The sequence below is a fragment of the Streptomyces sp. NPDC043996 genome, assembly GCF_056435225.1.
This window is the reverse complement of record NZ_JBWKEY010000004.1, coordinates 573,532-589,937: the sequence shown is the minus strand read 5'-3', so window position 1 is coordinate 589,937 and position 16,406 is coordinate 573,532. Positions and strand designations below refer to the sequence as shown.

At 72.8% G+C, this 16,406-nt stretch carries 11 protein-coding genes; 8 read left to right on the top strand and 3 right to left on the bottom strand.

The genetic code is table 11. The features are described 5' to 3' along the window. Nucleotides 1-62 precede the first annotated feature (62 nt). Together AC07A4_RS13420 and AC07A4_RS13415 are read right to left on the bottom strand one after the other, a co-directional pair. Nucleotides 63-791, bottom strand: coding sequence for an alpha/beta hydrolase (locus tag AC07A4_RS13420; protein ID WP_478597074.1), 729 nt, complete (start codon nucleotides 789-791; stop codon nucleotides 63-65). After that, on the bottom strand, nucleotides 788-1,435 hold the full coding sequence (locus tag AC07A4_RS13415; protein ID WP_478597071.1) for an RNA polymerase sigma factor: 648 nt from the start codon (nucleotides 1,433-1,435) through the stop codon (nucleotides 788-790). The genes AC07A4_RS13420 and AC07A4_RS13415 overlap by 4 nt, the downstream gene beginning before the upstream one ends. Nucleotides 1,436-1,709: 274 nt before the next feature. Between AC07A4_RS13415 and murJ the strand changes: the two genes are divergently transcribed. The 3 genes from murJ (at nucleotide 1,710) to AC07A4_RS13400 (ending at nucleotide 6,437) form a co-directional block, all read left to right on the top strand. Then, a complete protein-coding gene (murJ, locus tag AC07A4_RS13410) occupies nucleotides 1,710-3,452 on the top strand; it encodes a murein biosynthesis integral membrane protein MurJ (protein WP_478597068.1) in 1,743 nt (580 codons plus the stop codon). Nucleotides 3,453-3,774: 322 nt separating this feature from the next. Further along, nucleotides 3,775-5,514 (top strand): ABC transporter ATP-binding protein, encoded by a 1,740-nt coding sequence (locus AC07A4_RS13405; RefSeq protein ID WP_478597511.1) that lies wholly within the window; start codon nucleotides 3,775-3,777, stop codon nucleotides 5,512-5,514. 122 nt (nucleotides 5,515-5,636) lie between these two features. Continuing rightward, entirely contained in the window at nucleotides 5,637-6,437 is an 801-nt protein-coding gene (locus AC07A4_RS13400) for a maleylpyruvate isomerase family mycothiol-dependent enzyme (RefSeq protein WP_478597065.1), read from the top strand. Between the two features lie 82 nt (nucleotides 6,438-6,519). Here AC07A4_RS13400 and AC07A4_RS13395 read toward each other — a convergent pair whose 3' ends face one another. Continuing rightward, nucleotides 6,520-6,930: a peptidase inhibitor family I36 protein gene (locus tag AC07A4_RS13395; protein WP_478597062.1), complete on the bottom strand. Its 411-nt coding sequence runs from the start codon at nucleotides 6,928-6,930 to the stop codon at nucleotides 6,520-6,522. 257 nt (nucleotides 6,931-7,187) lie between these two features. Between AC07A4_RS13395 and AC07A4_RS13390 the strand changes: the two genes are divergently transcribed. The 5 genes from AC07A4_RS13390 to AC07A4_RS13370 all read left to right on the top strand — a co-directional run bounded on the left by AC07A4_RS13390 (nucleotide 7,188) and on the right by AC07A4_RS13370 (nucleotide 16,390). Next, on the top strand, nucleotides 7,188-9,452 hold the full coding sequence (locus AC07A4_RS13390) for an ATP-binding cassette domain-containing protein (protein ID WP_478597060.1): 2,265 nt from the start codon (nucleotides 7,188-7,190) through the stop codon (nucleotides 9,450-9,452). A gap of 82 nt (nucleotides 9,453-9,534) precedes the next feature. Then, nucleotides 9,535-10,119 (top strand): GNAT family N-acetyltransferase, encoded by a 585-nt coding sequence (locus tag AC07A4_RS13385; RefSeq protein WP_478597059.1) that lies wholly within the window; start codon nucleotides 9,535-9,537, stop codon nucleotides 10,117-10,119. Nucleotides 10,120-10,382: 263 nt separating this feature from the next. After that, nucleotides 10,383-11,600, top strand: a complete 1,218-nt coding sequence (locus tag AC07A4_RS13380; protein WP_478597056.1) for a cytochrome P450 — start codon at nucleotides 10,383-10,385, stop codon at nucleotides 11,598-11,600. After that, nucleotides 11,600-11,809, top strand: coding sequence for a ferredoxin (locus AC07A4_RS13375; protein WP_478597054.1), 210 nt, complete (start codon nucleotides 11,600-11,602; stop codon nucleotides 11,807-11,809). The genes AC07A4_RS13380 and AC07A4_RS13375 overlap by 1 nt, the downstream gene beginning before the upstream one ends. 540 nt (nucleotides 11,810-12,349) lie before the next feature. After that, nucleotides 12,350-16,390, top strand: a complete 4,041-nt coding sequence (locus tag AC07A4_RS13370; protein WP_478597052.1) for a type I polyketide synthase — start codon at nucleotides 12,350-12,352, stop codon at nucleotides 16,388-16,390. The last annotated feature ends 16 nt before the right edge of the window (nucleotides 16,391-16,406 follow it).

The window sequence follows — 16,406 nt, the reverse complement described above, 5'->3', positions numbered from 1 at the left end:
GGCCCGGTCCCGCTCCGCCGCCCGCCTCGGCGACCGGCGGCGGGACCGGCTCGCGCGGGACGCTAAGCGGGCCGTCCGGTGGCGAGGCGATGGAGCAGCTCGACCGTCTCCGTCACGTGCGAGGCGAACGCGCCGTGGTCGCTCGGCCAGGTCAGGGCGTGCGTCGCGCGGGCGGTGAACCGGCGCTGCAGGTCCGCGTGCAGGACGCGGTCCTGGGTGCACCGCACATAGGTGCTGGGCCGCCGGTGCCAGGCGGCGGCGCCGACTGGTTGCCCACCGGCCGCCATCACCTGGGGGACGAGTCCGGCGGTGTGGCGGGCGCGCTGTTCCTCGGTGAGCCGGGCGTGGAACAGCTTCCCCGCGGCCCGGGGGTCGATCGTGGTGGTGCCCGCGGGGCCGCCGACCATGGCGGCGGCCAGTTCGGTGGGCGGCGCGGAGGCGAGCAGGCCGAGGGCGCTCTCGCCGCGGTCGGGCATCATCGCCGCGAGGTACACGAGGTGGCCGACCCGCCGCGGCGGCAGGCCCGTGATGACGGCCCCGCCATAGGAATGACCGCACGCGACGACGGGCCCGGCCCCGGAGACCCGGTCAAGGGCGGCCTCGGCGGCCGCCGTGTCGGCCGCGAGGGACCCCCGGTGCAGCTCGGCGACGGCCACGGCGACGCCGCGGGCCCGCAGCCCCGCCGCGACACCGTCCCAGGCCCTGCCGGTGTGCCAAGCGCCGTGCACCAGGAGCACGCCGCGGGGCGCGGGCTTGGTCTCGGGTGGGAGTGAGGGGGAGGGGAGCGTCACAGGGGCCTCCCGGCGTCTGCTGGCTGGTGGGCCGGTGAAGGGGCGGGCCCCGTAGGGCCGTTGGCGTCCGAGGCGGCGTCGAGGTGCGCGCGCACGGCCGAACGCGCGCGGTGCAGCCGTGACTTCATCGCCGCCGTGCTCAGGCCGAGCTCCTGGGCCACGGCCCGGCCCGAAAGGCCGCGGACGTCCCGCATGATCAGTACGTGGCGCTGGTCGGCGGGCAGCGCCGCGACCGCCGCGGCCACACGGCCGACCTCCAGCCTGGCAAGCGCCTCGTCCTCGGCCGACGGAACAACCGCTTCCGGGCGGGGCTCCACGGCGCGGGCCACGGCGCGCGCACGCCGCAGGCACTCGTTGCGGACGATACGGAACAGCCACGAGGCGAGCGCGGCGGTCGCCCGGAGCGTGCCCACCTCGCGGAACAGGACGATCATCGCGTCCTGCGCCGCGTCCTCGGCGTCCTGACCGCTCGCGCAGAGCGCGAACGCGAACCGCCGGACGTGCGGATACGCCCCCGACACCAGCACGGCGATCGACGCCTCGTCGCCGGACCGCGCCGCCGTGACGAGCCGCTCGTCCGGCCAGGCACGGGACTTCGGCCAGGCACGGGCCTTCGGCCGGGAACGGGTCGCGGAGCTAGCCACGCCGATCGCCCTCCTTCCGCGGCAGCGGCCGCCGCAGCACAGCGCAGACACGCTTCAACGCCGCCACGACCCGCACTCCGACACCGGAACCACCCTCGACCGCACGCACCGAACCACCTCCAGGACACACCGGCCTCACAGCCGCTCGACCATAAGAGCCACCGGGCGGGAAAAGGATTCAGGTCCGCGCGGATGTTTCTCCCCGCCCCCGCCGACAGACGCGCACATGAGGCGGAATCGCCCATTCATGATCATGCGTGGATAGGTTGGTGCCATGGTGGAGGGAACACACGACATAGCAGGTCCGCCGTCGGCGGACCGGGAACACATACCCGGCTTACATCAACGCCAGCGCCATCGTCATCGCCGGGGGCGTGCGCGGCGCGGGCGGCACGCCGCGCCGCGCAGGGGCCGGGGCGGGGGAAAGGGCGGTCTGGCCCGTTCCTCGCTGCTCATGGCCGCCGGAACCGTCGTCTCCCGGGCGACCGGCCTGATCCGGCAGACGCTCCAGGCCGCGGCTCTTGGCACCGGCCTGCTCGCCAGCACGTACAACACGGCGAACACCGTGCCGACCGGCCTGTACACGCTGCTGATCGGGGGCGCGCTCAACGCCGTCCTGGTGCCGCAACTCGTCCGCGCCCGCCAGACCCAGGCCGACGGCGGCCGGGCCTACGAGCAGCGCCTGGTGACGCTCGTCCTGTGCGTGCTCGCCGCGGGCACCGCGCTCGCCGTGTGGGCGGCGCCCGACATCGTCGGCCTGTACCTGCGCGACACCCCGGACAACCACGAGGCCTTCGAGCTCACCGTCGTCTTCGCGAGGTTCCTGCTGCCGCAGATCTTCTTCTACGGCATGTTCGGCATGCTCGGCCAAGTCCTGAACGCGCGGGAGAAGTTCGGGGCGATGATGTGGACGCCGGTCCTCAACAACGTCGTCCTCATCGCCATGTTCGGCGCCTATCTCACCCTGATGACCGCGCCGGAGCGGGTCGGTGACATCACGGCCGCCCACGTGCGGCTCCTGGGCATCGGCACGACCTGCGGCATCGCGCTCCAGGCCCTGGCCCTGGTGCCGTTCGTGCGCGCCGCGGGCTTCCGCTTCCGCCCGCGCTTCGACTGGCGCGGCGCGGGCCTGCGCGCGAGCGCGCGGGCGGCACGCTGGACGCTGCTCTTCGTCCTCGCCAACCAGGTCGCGCTGACCGTCGTCACGAACTACGCCAACGCCGCCGACCAGCGACTGCCCACCGCGGGCGTCGGCTACACCGCGTACTCCTACGCCCAGACCATCTGGCTGCTGCCGCAGTCCATCGTCACCGTCTCCCTGGTCACGGCGCTGCTGCCGCGGCTGAGCACGGCGGCGGCGCAGGGCCGCACCGACGACCTGCGCGGGGAACTGTCCCGGGCGCTGCGCCTGACCGGCGTCGTCATCGTGCCCGCCGGGTTCTTCTTCCTCGCGCTCGGCCCCCAGACCGCGACGCTGCTGTTCGGGCACGGCACGGCCGACGCGGACTCCGTGCGGCCGCTCGGCCAGATGCTCCAGGCCTTCGGGCTCGGTCTCATCCCGTTCTCCGCCCAGTACCTGCTGCTGCGCGGCTTCTACGCCTTCGAGGACACGCGCACGCCGTTCTGGATGGCGGCCTGGATCGCCGCCGTGAACATCGCCCTGGCCACCGCCTGCCACCAGCTCCTGCCCGCGCGCTGGGCGGTCGTCGGCATGGCGGCCGCCTACACCCTGTCGTACGCGGTGGGGCTGCTCCTCACCGCGCGGCTGCTGCGCAGGCGCCTCGAGGGCCGCCTGGACGGCAAGCGTCTCGCCCGCACCTACGGCAAGCTCGGCCTCGCCGCGGCCCCCGCCGGAGCCCTGGCGTGGGCGGTGGCGCGCGCGTGCGCGGACGGGGCCGACGCGGACACCGCCCGCACGGCGCTCGCCCTCGCCGCGGGCGCCGCCGTCATGGCCCTCGGATATCTGCTGCTCGCCCGGCTGCTGCGGGTCGGGGAGCTGCGCCTGCGGCTGCGCTGACGTCCCGGCGGGCCCTAAATTGCGTGGCGGAATCCGCCTTCCCCGGGCACCCTTGATGACCGGCTCAGGGAAGTGAACGGATGAGTCAGGTGTGTCAGGCAGGACGCGCTCCGCTGCGTCCTGCCTGATGTGACGAGCGCGGACCCGGCCTTCGCCCGGGGGCCCCACGGCGAGAGACCCGACCGAGCAGACCAAGGCTGAGCACAACGTGACTGAGATCAGTGGAACCGAACACGGTGGGACCGAACTGGCCGGGGCCGAGCGCGCTGGCACCGAGCGCGGTGGGACGGAACCCGGCGGGAAAGAGAGCAAGCCCGAGCGGCTGCCCGCCAAGGAGACCTGGCGCGTGCTCTACCGCCACTTCCGCCCGCACCGCGGCGTCGTGGCGCTCGGAGCGCTGTTCACACTGATCGGCGCGGCCACCGGCCTCGCCCAGCCGGTGGCCGTCGAACAGCTGGTCAACCGGCTCTCCGACGACGAGTCCATCGCCTCGATCCTCATCCTGCTGACCGGACTGCTCGTCATCGGCACCGCCGTCGAGTCCGTCGGCAGCTACATCCTGGAGCGCACCGCCCAGTCCGTCGTCCTGGACTCCCGGCGCTCGCTGATACGGCGGCTGCTGCGCCTGAAGGTCAGCGAGATCGAACGCGTCCAGCCCGGCGATCTGATGTCCCGCGTCACCTCGGACACGACCCTGCTCCAGGCGGTCACCACACAGGCGGTCGTGTCGGCGTTCTCCGGTGCCCTCACGGTCGTCGCGACGATCGTGATGATGGCCTTCATGGACCCGGTCCTCCTCGGTGTCACCCTCGGGGTGATCGTGCTCATCGGCGCCGCCACCGGATTCGTCATGCCGAAGATCTCCAAGGCGACCGAGCGCTCCCAGGAAGCGGTCGCCACGATCTCGACCGCCCTGGAGCGGGCCTTCGGCGCCTTCCGCACCCTGAAGGCCTCCGGCGCCGAGACGCGCGAGTCGGCCGCGGTCGAGGCGGCCGCCAAGGAGGCCTGGCGGCACGGCGTGATGTCGGCCAAGTGGCAGGCCGTGGCCTGGAGTTCGATGGGCTTCGCGATCCAGGTGTCGTTCCTCGCGGTGCTCGGCGTCGGCGGCGCGCGCGTGGCCTCCGAGGCGATCTCCGTCGCCACCCTGGTGGCGTTCCTGATGCTGCTCTTCTACCTGATCGACCCGGTCAGCCGACTCGTCGACGCGGTCACCCAGTACCAGGTGGGCGCCGCCGCCGTCGCCCGCATCGTGCGCGCCGAGCGCATGGAGACCGAGGACCTGGGCGAGGGCGCGCCGCGCGCGGCCGACGCGGCCCGCAAGCCCGCGGCCGTGGCCTTCGAGGACGTCACCTTCCGCTACCAGGACGAGCTTCCCCTGGTGCACCACGGCGTGAGCTTCACCGTGCCGAGCCCCGGCATGACCGCCTTCGTCGGCCCGTCCGGCGCGGGCAAGACCACCGTCTTCGGGCTCGTCGAGCGGTTCTACGAAGTCGCGGGCGGACGCGTCCTCGTCGACGGCGAGGACGTCAGGGACTGGCCCCTCGCGGACCTGCGCGCCGCCATCGGATACGTCGAACAGGACGCGCCGGTCCTCGCGGGCACCCTGCGCGAGAACCTCGTCTTCGCCGCGCCGGACGCCACCGAGGCCGACCTCCAGGACGTCCTCGTCCGCGCCCGCCTCGACGCCCTCGTCGCCCGCCTTCCCGACGGCCTGGAGACCGTGGTCGGCCACCGCGGCTCGAAGCTCTCCGGCGGCGAACGGCAGCGGGTGGCCATCGCCCGCGCCCTGCTGCGCAAGCCCCGGCTGCTGCTCCTGGACGAGGCCACCTCCCAGCTCGACGCCGTCAACGAACTCGCCCTGCGCGACGTCGTCGCCGAGGTGTCCCAGGACGTGACCGTCCTGGTCGTCGCGCACCGTCTGTCGACGGTGACGCTCGCCGACCAGATCGTCGTCATGGACGCGGGCAAGGTCCGCGCGACCGGCACCCACGACGAACTCGTCACGGCCGACCCGCTGTACGGGGAGCTGGCGGCCACGCAGTTCCTGGCGACCGCGTCATAGCGCAGGGAGCGCAGGGAGCGGCGGGAGCGGGGGCCGTCCCTGGAACCACAACCGACGTGACCCATCGCAACCGACATGACCCATCACCACCGACGTGATCCATCGCGATCTACCGTAAGGACATGACGAACGTGACCTTGGAACGCTACGCCGCCGAAATCGTCACGCAGACCGAGCAGTTGCGGTCCCTCATCAAGGACGCCGACCTCACCGCGCCCGTACCGACCTGCCCGGGCTGGAGCCTCGGCAACCTGCTGCGGCACGTGGGCGGCGCGCACCGCTGGAGCGAGCGCGTCGTGCGGACCCGGGCGAGCGGACCCGTGCCCCACGACCAGGTCGACGACGTCGACGGGGACGACACGGCCGACGCCGCCGCCCTCGGAGACTGGCTGGCCGAGGGCGCGGCGCTGCTCGCGGACACCCTGCGCGAGGCGGGCCCCGACGCGCGGGTGTGGACCCCGGCGCCCGGCGGCACACCGGTCTTCTGGGGCCGCCGCATGCTGTTCGAGACGGTCCTGCACCGCGCGGACGCCGTCACCGCCGTCGGCGGCCCGTACCCCCTCGACGCGGACGTCGCCCTGATCGGCCTGAACGAGTGGATGGAGTTCACCGAGCTGCCGCAGGTCTATGAATCCCCCGAGGCGCTGCGCGCGCTGCTCGGCCCCGGCCGCACCGTCCACCTCCACGCCACCGACGTCGAGCCCGCGGCCGCGGGGGAGTGGCTGATCGATCTGACCGGTGACGCCATCACCACCCGGCGCACCCACGAGAAGGCCGCCGTGGCGGTGCGCGGCCCGGCCGCCTCGCTCCTCGCGCTCCTGTACCAGCGCGAGTCGGTGCTCGCCGAGGCGCCCGAGGTCATCGGGGACCGCGCCCTGTTCGAGCAGTGGCGCGAGACGGTGAGCCACTGGCTGCGGAAGTAGGACGTCGTGGGCGCGGACGCGGCCGGGGACAAGCGGAACGGGTCCGCCGCCCGAGGGCGACGGACCCGTGGAGTGCGGCGGATCAGCAGCTCATGCCCCACGTGTGGGAGTCGCCGTCGTCGTTGGCCGCGCCGTTGTAGTTGACCTCTTGGCCCGGGGTGAGGCAGATGGTCATGTGGCCGCCCTGGTGGGCCCGTGAGTACACCTTGACGTGGTCCTTGATGCCGGCGCCCGAGATGCCGTGGTTGGCCCACGAGGAGTCCTCGTCCGCGATGTAGCTCTCCCACCAGCTGTCGTCGCCGGACCAGTTGGCGCGCTGGCCGTCGTAATTGGCGTGCTCCCACGCGCAGAAGTGGCCGCTGGGGCAGTCGGCCGCACCGGCGGGCGCGGCCGCGACCAGGCCGCCGGTGGCGAGGAGGGTGGCAGCGGCGGTGGCGAGGAGCGCCCGCTTGGCGGCTCCCGCCGTGGTGGCGGAGGTGCGCTTCTTGATCATGGAGAAGGGGTGCCTTTCTGTTCGGTTCCGTGCGGAGCGGAGATGCCCGTGCTGGTGGGCGGGCATCGCCAGGCTGCCCCCGCATCCGCCCCCGCACTCGGGCATTCACCCGAAAGGCCTACAGAACGGAAAGGAGAAGCCTTTCTTCGCATGCGGGGCGTGAGGCCCTGGTGAGGGGGTGAGGGTGCAAAAGGCCGGACGCGTGAATTGAGTACGGTGTACGCTGTGCGCTCCGTCGAACCGTACGAGGAGCACCCGTGAACGTCACCCCCGCCGACAGCCACACCGTGATCCAGGTCCGCGGCGCGCGTGCGAACAACCTGAAGGACGTCTCGCTCGACCTGCCCAAACGCCGTCTCACCGTGTTCACCGGCGTCTCGGGATCGGGCAAGTCCTCGCTGGTCTTCGGCACCATCGCGGCCGAGTCGCAGCGGCTGATCAACGAGACGTACACCGCGTTCGTCCAGTCGTTCATGCCGAGCGTCGGCCGCCCCGACGTCGACGAGCTGCGCAACCTCAGCGCGGCGATCGTCGTCGACCAGGAGCGCATGGGCGCCAACTCCCGCTCCACGGTGGGCACCGCGACGGACGCCTACACGATGCTGCGGATCGTCTTCGGCCGCCTCGGCACCCCGAACCTCGGCGACGCGGGCGCCTTCAGCTTCAACCTGCCCGACGGCATGTGTCCCGAGTGCGAGGGGACCGGCGAGGTCGCGACCGTGGACGTCGACCAGCTGGTCGACCGGGAGCTGTCCCTCAACGAGGGCGCCATCACCGTGCCGAACTACGCGGTGGACTCCTGGAGCTGGCAGATCATAGTCAACTCCGGCTACTGCGACCCCGACAAGAAGCTCAAGGACTTCACCGGCCAGGAGTGGGACGACCTGCTGCACAAGGGCCCGGTCAAGGTGAAGGTCGGCTCCAACGGCTTCACCTACGAAGGCCTCGTCGCCAAGATGCAGCGCGGCTGGCTCGCCAAGGACCGCGACGCACTCCAGCCGCACATCCGGAGCTTCGTCGAGCGGGCCGTGGTCTTCGCCCGGTGCCCGCTGTGCGAGGGCGCCCGGCTCACCCGGGCCGCGCTCGGCTCCCGGATCAACGGACTCAACATCGCCGAGTGCGCGGCGCTGCAGATCAGCGACCTGGTGGAGTTCATCCGCGGCATCGAGGCACCGGGCGCCGCGCCGCTGCTCGCCACGCTGCGGGACCTCCTCGACTCGCTGGTGGAGATCGGCCTCGGCTACCTCAGCCTGGACCGCCCCTCGGGCACGCTGTCCGGCGGCGAGGCACAGCGCGTGAAGATGGTCCGCCACCTCGGCTCCAGCATCACGGACGTGACGTACGTCTTCGACGAGCCCACCGTCGGCCTGCACCCGCACGACATCCAGCGCATGAACGGCCTGCTCCTCCGGCTGCGCGACAAGGGCAACACGGTGCTCGTGGTCGAGCACAAGCCGGAGGTCGTCGCCATCGCCGACCACGTCGTGGACCTCGGACCTGGAGCCGGGGAGGCGGGCGGCGAGATCTGCTACACCGGGGACGTCGCGGGCCTGCGCGGCTCCGGCACGCTCACCGGGCGCCACCTCGGGCACCGGGCGGCGCCCCGCGCCAGCGTGCGGGCGCCGAAGGGGCAGCTGTCCATCAAGGGCGCCGACCGGCACAACCTGAAGGGCGTGGACGTCGACGTGCCGCTCGGCGTGCTCACCGTCGTCACCGGCGTCGCGGGCTCCGGCAAGAGCTCGCTGATCCACGGCTATCTGTCCGGCCAGGACGGCGTCGTGGTCGCCGACCAGTCGCCGATCCGGGGCTCGCGCCGCTCGAACCCGGCGACGTACACCGGCCTGCTCGGCCCGGTCCGCGCGGCCTTCGCCAAGGCCAACAACGTCAAGCCCGCGCTGTTCAGCGCCAACTCCGAGGGCGCCTGCCCGCACTGCAACGGCATCGGGCTCGTCTACACCGACCTGGCGATGATGGCGCAGGTCGCGTCCGTCTGCGAGAAGTGCGACGGCAAGCGGTTCACGCCCGAGGTCCTCACCTACACGCTGCGCGGCAAGAACATCAGCGAGGTCCTCGGCATGTCGGTGGCGGAGGCGCACGCGTTCTTCCCCACGGGCCGGGCCCGCGCCATCCTCGCCCGGCTCAGCGACGTCGGGCTCGGCTATCTGCGTCTCGGCCAGCCGCTCAACACCCTCTCCGGAGGCGAGCGGCAGCGGCTGAAGCTGGCCATCCACATGGCCGAGACGTCCGCCACCTATGTCCTGGACGAGCCGACCACCGGACTGCACCTGGCCGACGTGGACAAGCTCCTCGCCCTCCTGGACCGGCTTGTCGACGACGGCAACTCGGTCGTCGTCATCGAGCACCATCAGGCCGTGATGGCCCACGCCGACTGGATCATCGACCTCGGCCCCGGCGGCGGGCACGACGGCGGTGAGGTGGTCTTCACCGGCACCCCGGCGGAACTCATCGCGGAGGGAACCACCGTGACGGCCCACCACCTGCGCGAGTACGTCGAGTCGTGAACGCGCCACCGGGGGCGCGGGCCCGCGCCCCCGGCCTGATATTCGCTTGCCCGCGCGGGCGGCGGCAGGCGACAGTCACCCCGTGCGAGACATCGAATGGGCGGACGGTGTCGTCACCTTGTCGCCCTTGACCCTCAACGACGTCGACGCGCACCTGGCGGGCGAGGACGAGCTGCTGGTGCGCTGGCTCAACGGCGGTCCGTCAACGCCGGAGAGCACCCGCGCGTACGTACGCCACTGTCAGGAGCAGTGGCTCACCGGCGGACCGCTGCGCGCCTTCGGCGTGCGCGTCGGGGACGGGCCGACGCTGGCGGGCACGATCGACGTGCGGCTCGCCATGCCGGGCCTCGCCCCCGGGGAGGCCAACATCGCCTACGGGCTCTACCCGGCCTGGCGCGGCCGGGGCCTCGCCACCCGCGCCGTCGACCTGATCTGCCGCTACGCGGCGGGCGAGGGCGCGACCATGGGCGTGATCCGGGTGGACCCGGACAACCCCGCGTCCGAGGCCGTCGCCCGGCGGGCGGGCTTCACCTATGTGCGGCGGGCCCAGGACGCGGACGGCGCGCGCGACCACTGGTACGTGCGCGACCTCAAGGGGCTCGCCGCGCCGCGCCGCACGGCCCGCGCCGCTCCCGGGCGCCTTCCGGGCGCCGCGCGCCTGCCCTGACCGCCGCCAAAATCTAGCCAATCGGGCCCGGTGGGCCTGACGTGCGCGTCTGCGACCGAGGCGGACGCGCCCATGGTCACGTGCGGGGCGACATGGCTTCGCAAGGGCCGGTTTTCGGCCCATTCCCTTAAATGGGGGACAGGAGAGGAGAATTTGGCTGAACCGCACATCATAGGGATAGCTGCAAGGGGCATGAAATAGGGGACGGAACGCCTCGGGGGACTGGCAGATTCCGTACGCTCGCCCGAGAACCGGAGACACGCATGCCGCAAGCCGCCGCCTTCCCTCAGGACCGCACCTGTCCCTACCACCCGCCCGCCGGATACCGTCCGCTGAGCGAACAGGGCCCGCTCAGCCGCGTCACCCTCTATGACGGCACCGAGGCCTGGCTCGTCACCGGGCACGCCGAGGCGCAGGCGCTGCTCACCGACGCCCGGCTTTCCTCCGACCGGCAGAATCCGGCCTTCCCCTCGCTCGCCCCCCGCTTCGAGGTCGCCCGCACGGTGCCGACCGCGCTGCTCGGCGTCGACGACCCCGAGCACAACAAGCAACGCCGCATGCTCATCCCGCCGTTCGGCGTGAAACGCGTGGCCGCGATGCGGCCCCGCATCCAGGCGATCGTCGACGGCCTGCTGGACGACCTGCTCGCGGCGGGGCCGCCCGTCGACCTGGTGAACGCGTTCGCGCTTCCGGTGCCCTCCATCGTGATCTGCGAACTCCTCGGCGTGCCGTACGCCGATCACGAGTTCTTCGAGGGCGCGTCGCGGCGCCTGCTGCGGGGCGTGACGCCACAGGAGTCCGAGGAGGGGCGGCGTGAACTGATGCGCTATCTCGGCGAGTTGATCGACCGGAAGAGCGAGGAGGCGAAGGAGAGAGGCGCCGGGGCGGGCCGGGGCATGCTCGACGACCTCGTCCGCGACCGGCTGAGCACCGGCGACCTGGACCGTGACGAACTGGCACGGCTTGCCCTCATCCTGCTCGTCGCCGGGCACGAGACGACCGCCAACATGATCTCGCTGGGCACCCTCACCCTGCTCGAACACCCCGAGCAGCTCGCCGCCGTGCGCGCGGAGCCGGAGCTGATCCGGGACGCGGTCGAGGAACTCCTGCGCTTCCTCTCGATCGCCGACGCGCTCGCCCGCGTCGCGACCGAGGACATCGAGATCGCCGGGCACACCATCCGCGCCGACGACGGCGTGCTCCTCGCCGCGTCGGCCATCAACCGTGACGCGGCGGTCTATCCCGACGCGGACGATCTCGACGTGCGCAGGAGCGCCCGCCACCACCTCGCGTTCGGCTTCGGCATCCACCAGTGCCTCGGCCAGAACCTCGCCCGCCTGGAACTGGAGATCGCGCTGAACTCGCTGCTCGCGCGCGTGCCCGACCTGCGGCTCGCCGCCCCGGTGGCGGAGATCCCCATCAAGCCGGGCGACACCATCCAGGGGCCGATCGACCTGCCCGTCACCTGGGGGCGCGGCTGATGCGCGTCGCCATCGACACGGACCGCTGCATCGGGGCGGGCCAGTGCGTCCTGACCGCCCCCGGCGTCTTCACCCAGGACGACGACGGCTTCAGCGAACTGCTGCCCGGCCGCGAGGACGGGGCGGGCGACCCGATGCTGCGCGAGGCGGCACGGGCCTGCCCGGTCCAGGCCATCACCCTCGACGAGACGGCGGCCGGCGGGGCGTGACGCACGGGGGTGGGCCAGAACAGTTCCGGCCCACCCCGTACGGGAATTGACGGCGGGGTCCGCTTGGCGCGGGGCAGGAAAAGCGACGTCCCGGGTGGGTTCCCCCGCCGTGCCCCCTGTGGACGTTTCTGGCGGAAAACCGACCGCCGCCCATTCCTTACGAGTCACCTGCCGAACCGCATTCCCCTCCGTCACGGTGCACACGCCTCACCTCCCGCGGCCCTGCCGCCCCACACCCCGCTCACCTCGGGTCCCAACGCCCTCCAGCGCCCCTTCCGTTCCTCGTGAAGGGGCGTTCTTATATGCGGAGTCAGTACCTTGACAAGGTCGGGGCCACGAGTATGGTCATTCGTGTTCCGCTATGCCAGAAAAGGTCGGCCAGAGTGCGGCGTTGAGAAAAACCGCGTGCTTTCTCGTGGCCTCTCAGGTGGCGCCGCACATTCATGGCGCATGCGCGTGGCGAGGAAACTCCGGGGATCGAAAAGTCCGTAACTCGCAGGGCCGTTATGGGTGCGCAGTGTCCCGAAGGAGACGACCGTAGTGGAATCCCAGGCTGTCGCGATTGTCGGAGTCGGCTGCGCGCTTCCCGGCGGCGTGGCCGACGTGGACGAGGCCCACCGCGCGTTCCTGCACGGCAGGGACTGCATCGAGCAGATCCCGGGCGACCGCTGGGGCGCCGACGACTTCTACGACCCCGACCCGCTGCGGCCCGGCAGGACGTATGTGCGGCACGGCGGCTTCGTCCGCGACGTCGACCGCTTCGACGCCGGGTTCTTCGGCATCTCCGACACCGAGGCCGCGCGCATGGACCCCCAGCAGCGCCTCCTGCTGCAGACCGTGTGGCACGCCCTGGAGAACGGCGCACAGAACCCCGAGGAACTCCGCGCCACCTCCACCGGCGTGTTCCTCGCGTCCATGAACACCAACAACTACTCGATGCTCAAGAACAGCCTCCAGGGTCCCGAAGGCATCACCCCGTACGACGCGATGGGCGACGCCACCAGCATCAGCGTCGGGCGCGTCGCGCACTTCCTCGGCGTCGAAGGGCCCTGCCTCGCCGTCGACACGGCCTGCTCCGGCGCCCTCGTCGCCCTGCACCTGGCCCGGCAGTCCATCCTCCTCGGCGAGTGCGACACCGCCCTCGTCGCCGGGGTCAACCTCATCCTCAACCCCGGCATCCACATCGCCTTCTCCAAGCTCGGCCTTCTCTCCCGCACCGGACAGTGCCGCGCGTTCGACGCGCGGGCCGACGGATACGTCCGCAGCGAGGGCTGCGTCGCCATGCTGCTGCGCCGCGAGGACCTGGCCGTGGACCGCGGCGACCCGATCCTCGCCGCGATCGTCGGCACCGCCGTCAACCACGACGGCCGCACCCAGGCCCTGACCGCGCCCAACGGCCTCAACCAGGAGAAGGTCATCCGCAGCGCCGTCGGCGGCGTCGGCGGTGTCGGCTGCGACGTCGACATCGCCCACACGGGCTACGTGGAGGCGCACGGCACCGGCACCCCCGTCGGCGACCCCATCGAGATGAGCGCCATCGTCAACGCCTACGGCCGCGGCCGCCCGCCCGAAAGGACCTTGTACGTCGGCTCCGCCAAGAGCAACTTCGGACACATCGAAGCGGGCGCCGGACTCCTCGGCGTGCTGCGCGCCGCCCTGTCCCTCGACCGGGAAGTGATCTTCCCCAGCGTCCACCTCGACGAACTCAACCCGAAGATCGACCTGCACGGCACTCCCGTGCGCGTCCCCACCGAACCCGTCCCCTGGCCCCGCGGTGAAACGCCCCGCCTCGCCGGGGTGAACTCCTTCGGCTACAGCGGCACCAACGCCCACGCCATCCTGCGCGAGGCACCCCCGCGCACCCCCGCGCGCGCGACCGCGAGCCGCCCCTGCGAACTGCTCACCCTGTCCGCCAAGTCCCCCCAGAGCCTCGCGGACTTGGCCGAGCGCTGGGAGCGGTTCCTGGCCCAGGCGGGACCCGACGCCCTGCGCGACGCCGCCTGCACCGCCGCCACCGGGCGGGCCACCCTGCGCCACCGGCTCGCCGTCACCGCGCGGACCAGCGCCGAGGCCGCCGACGGACTGCGCCTGTGGCGCACCGGGCGGGCCCCCGCGGGCGTCAGCGAAGGGCGGGCCCGCAAGAGCGCCAAGGTCGCCTTCGTGTTCACCGGGCAGGGCGCCCAGCACCCCGGCATGTCCCGCGAGCTCTACGCCACCGAACCGGTCTACGCCGCCGCGATCGACCGGTGCGCCGCCGTCATGGACGCCGAACTCGGCACCCCGCTGCGCGAGGTGCTCTTCGACCCCGACACCTCCGCCGCCCGCCTCGACGACACCACCTACGTCCAGCCAGCCCTGTTCGCCGTCGAGTTCGGCATCGCCGAGCTCCTCAGGCAGTGGGGCGTCACGCCCGCCGTCGCGCTCGGCCACAGCATCGGAGAGCTGGTGGCCGCGTGCGTCGGCGGGCTTCTCGGCCTGGAGGACGCGGCGCTCTTCAGCGTCCGGCGCGGCCGCGCCATGGGCGCGCTGCCCCGCGACGGCAAGATGCTCGCCGTCGCCGCCGCGCCTGACGTCGTGCGCGGCTGGCTCGCGGGACGGGAGTCCGTCGCCTCCCTGGCCGCCGTCAACGGCCCGCGCTCCGTGGTCGTCTCGGGGGCCGCCGGAGCCGTCGACGCGCTCGCGCGCCTGGCCGAGGACAGCGGCGTACGCACCAAGGAGCTGACGGTGTCGCACGCCTTCCACTCGCCGCTGATGGACCCCGCGCTCCCCGCCCTCGACGCCGCCGCGGCTGGGCTCACCCTCGCCGCGCCGACGCTGCCCGTCGTCTCCAACCTCACCGGGGAACCCCTCACCGGCGAGGAGGGGCCCGGCTACTGGAGCGCCCAGGCCCGCCAGACCGTCCGCTTCCACGACGGCATGCGGACCGTCATCGAGTCCGGCTGCTCCGCCATCGTCGAGATCGGCCCGCACGCCGCGCTCTCCCCGGCCATCTCCGCGGCCTTCGGCGTCATCGACGCCCGGCTCGTCCCCACCCTCCTGCGCGACGGCCGCGACAGCAGGAACGCGCTCAGGGCGGCGGGCGCGCTCCTGGCCGTCGGCGCCCCCCTCGACCCGCGCGCGCTCTTCCCCGCGGACGGCTACCGGCGCGTCGCCGCCCCGCAGTACCCCTTCCGCAAGGACCGCTACTGGATCACGCCCACGGACGGCGGCTGGTACGTGCCCACCGAGGCGCGCCGCACCGCCGCCGAGCCCGCCGCCACGGCGCCGCCCCCGGCCGAGCGGGAGCCCGGACACACCCTGCACGAGGTGGACCTGACGGCGGCAACGCCGTGGGCGGACCACCGCGTCCTGGGCAAGACGCTGTTCCCCGCTACCGGCTACCTGGAACTCGCGGCCCGAGCCTGCCGCCCCGAGGGCAGCGCCGACAGCGCCGCCGGGCCGACACCGCACGCCGTCACCCTCCAGGACGTCGACTTCCTGCGCCCCCTGGTCCTCAAGCCGGGCAGGACCACCGTCGCGGGCACCCTGGTGGAGACCGCGGGCGCCGCCGCCGCGCCGCGCCGCTTCTCCGTGACAGGCCGTCAAGGAGACCAGGACCCCGTCGAGTTCTGCCGCGGCGTCATCGCCCCCGCCGCCCCGGACCCCGGCAACGGCGAAGGGCCCCGGGCCTGGCGCGAGGCCATGACCGCGGGCCAGACACCCGGCCGCTTCTACGGGCAGCTGCGCGAGGCGGGCCTGGAGTACGGCACGCACTTCTCGACCGTGCGCGAGCTGTGGGTCGGCGGCCCTGACGGGGGAGAGGCCCTCGGCCGCGTCCGCGCCACGCCCGACGGCGCCCCCGACCCCGAGCACGGCCGCCACCGGCTCACCACCCTCCTTGACGGCTGCCTGCACGTGACCGGCGAGGCCCTCACCACGCTGTCCACGCACCTCCTGGAAGGCGCCTACGTACCGGTGTCGATCCGCCGCCTGGCCCTGTACCGGCCGTTCACCCCCCAGGTGTGGAGCCACGTCCGGGTCCACACCAACGACAGCGGCAGCGCCGCCGTCGCCACGGTGCGCGTCACCGACGACGAGGGCACCCCCCTCGCCGAGATCGAAGGCCTGGAGCTGCGGCACATGGCCTCGCTCGCCACCGGCGACCTGTCCGCCGCGCCCACCGCCCCCGGCCTGCGCCGCAGGGCGGGCGACGAACGCAAGGCACTGCTCGACCAACTGCTGCCGCTCACCCGCGCCCAGCGCGTGGCCACCGTCGCGGGCTGGCTCGTCGACGAGGTGCGCGCCACCCTCGGACACGCCGCCGACGACTTCGACATCGACATCGACGACCTGGACCCGTCGACGGCGCTCCTGGAGATCGGCCTCGACTCGCTGATGATCACCGAACTCCAGCGCCGACTGCAGGAGAAGCTCGACTTCCGCTTCGAGGCGATGGAAGCCCTGAACTACCAGAGCCTGGAGGACCTGGCCGGGTACATCCTCGACCGCGCCCTCGCCGGGGCCATCGCGGAGGCGGCCGACGAGCCGCCCGCGCCCGGCGCCTCGAAAACCGCGGCCACCGCGGCGCCCGGACCGGCGTGACACCACAGGACCCCGG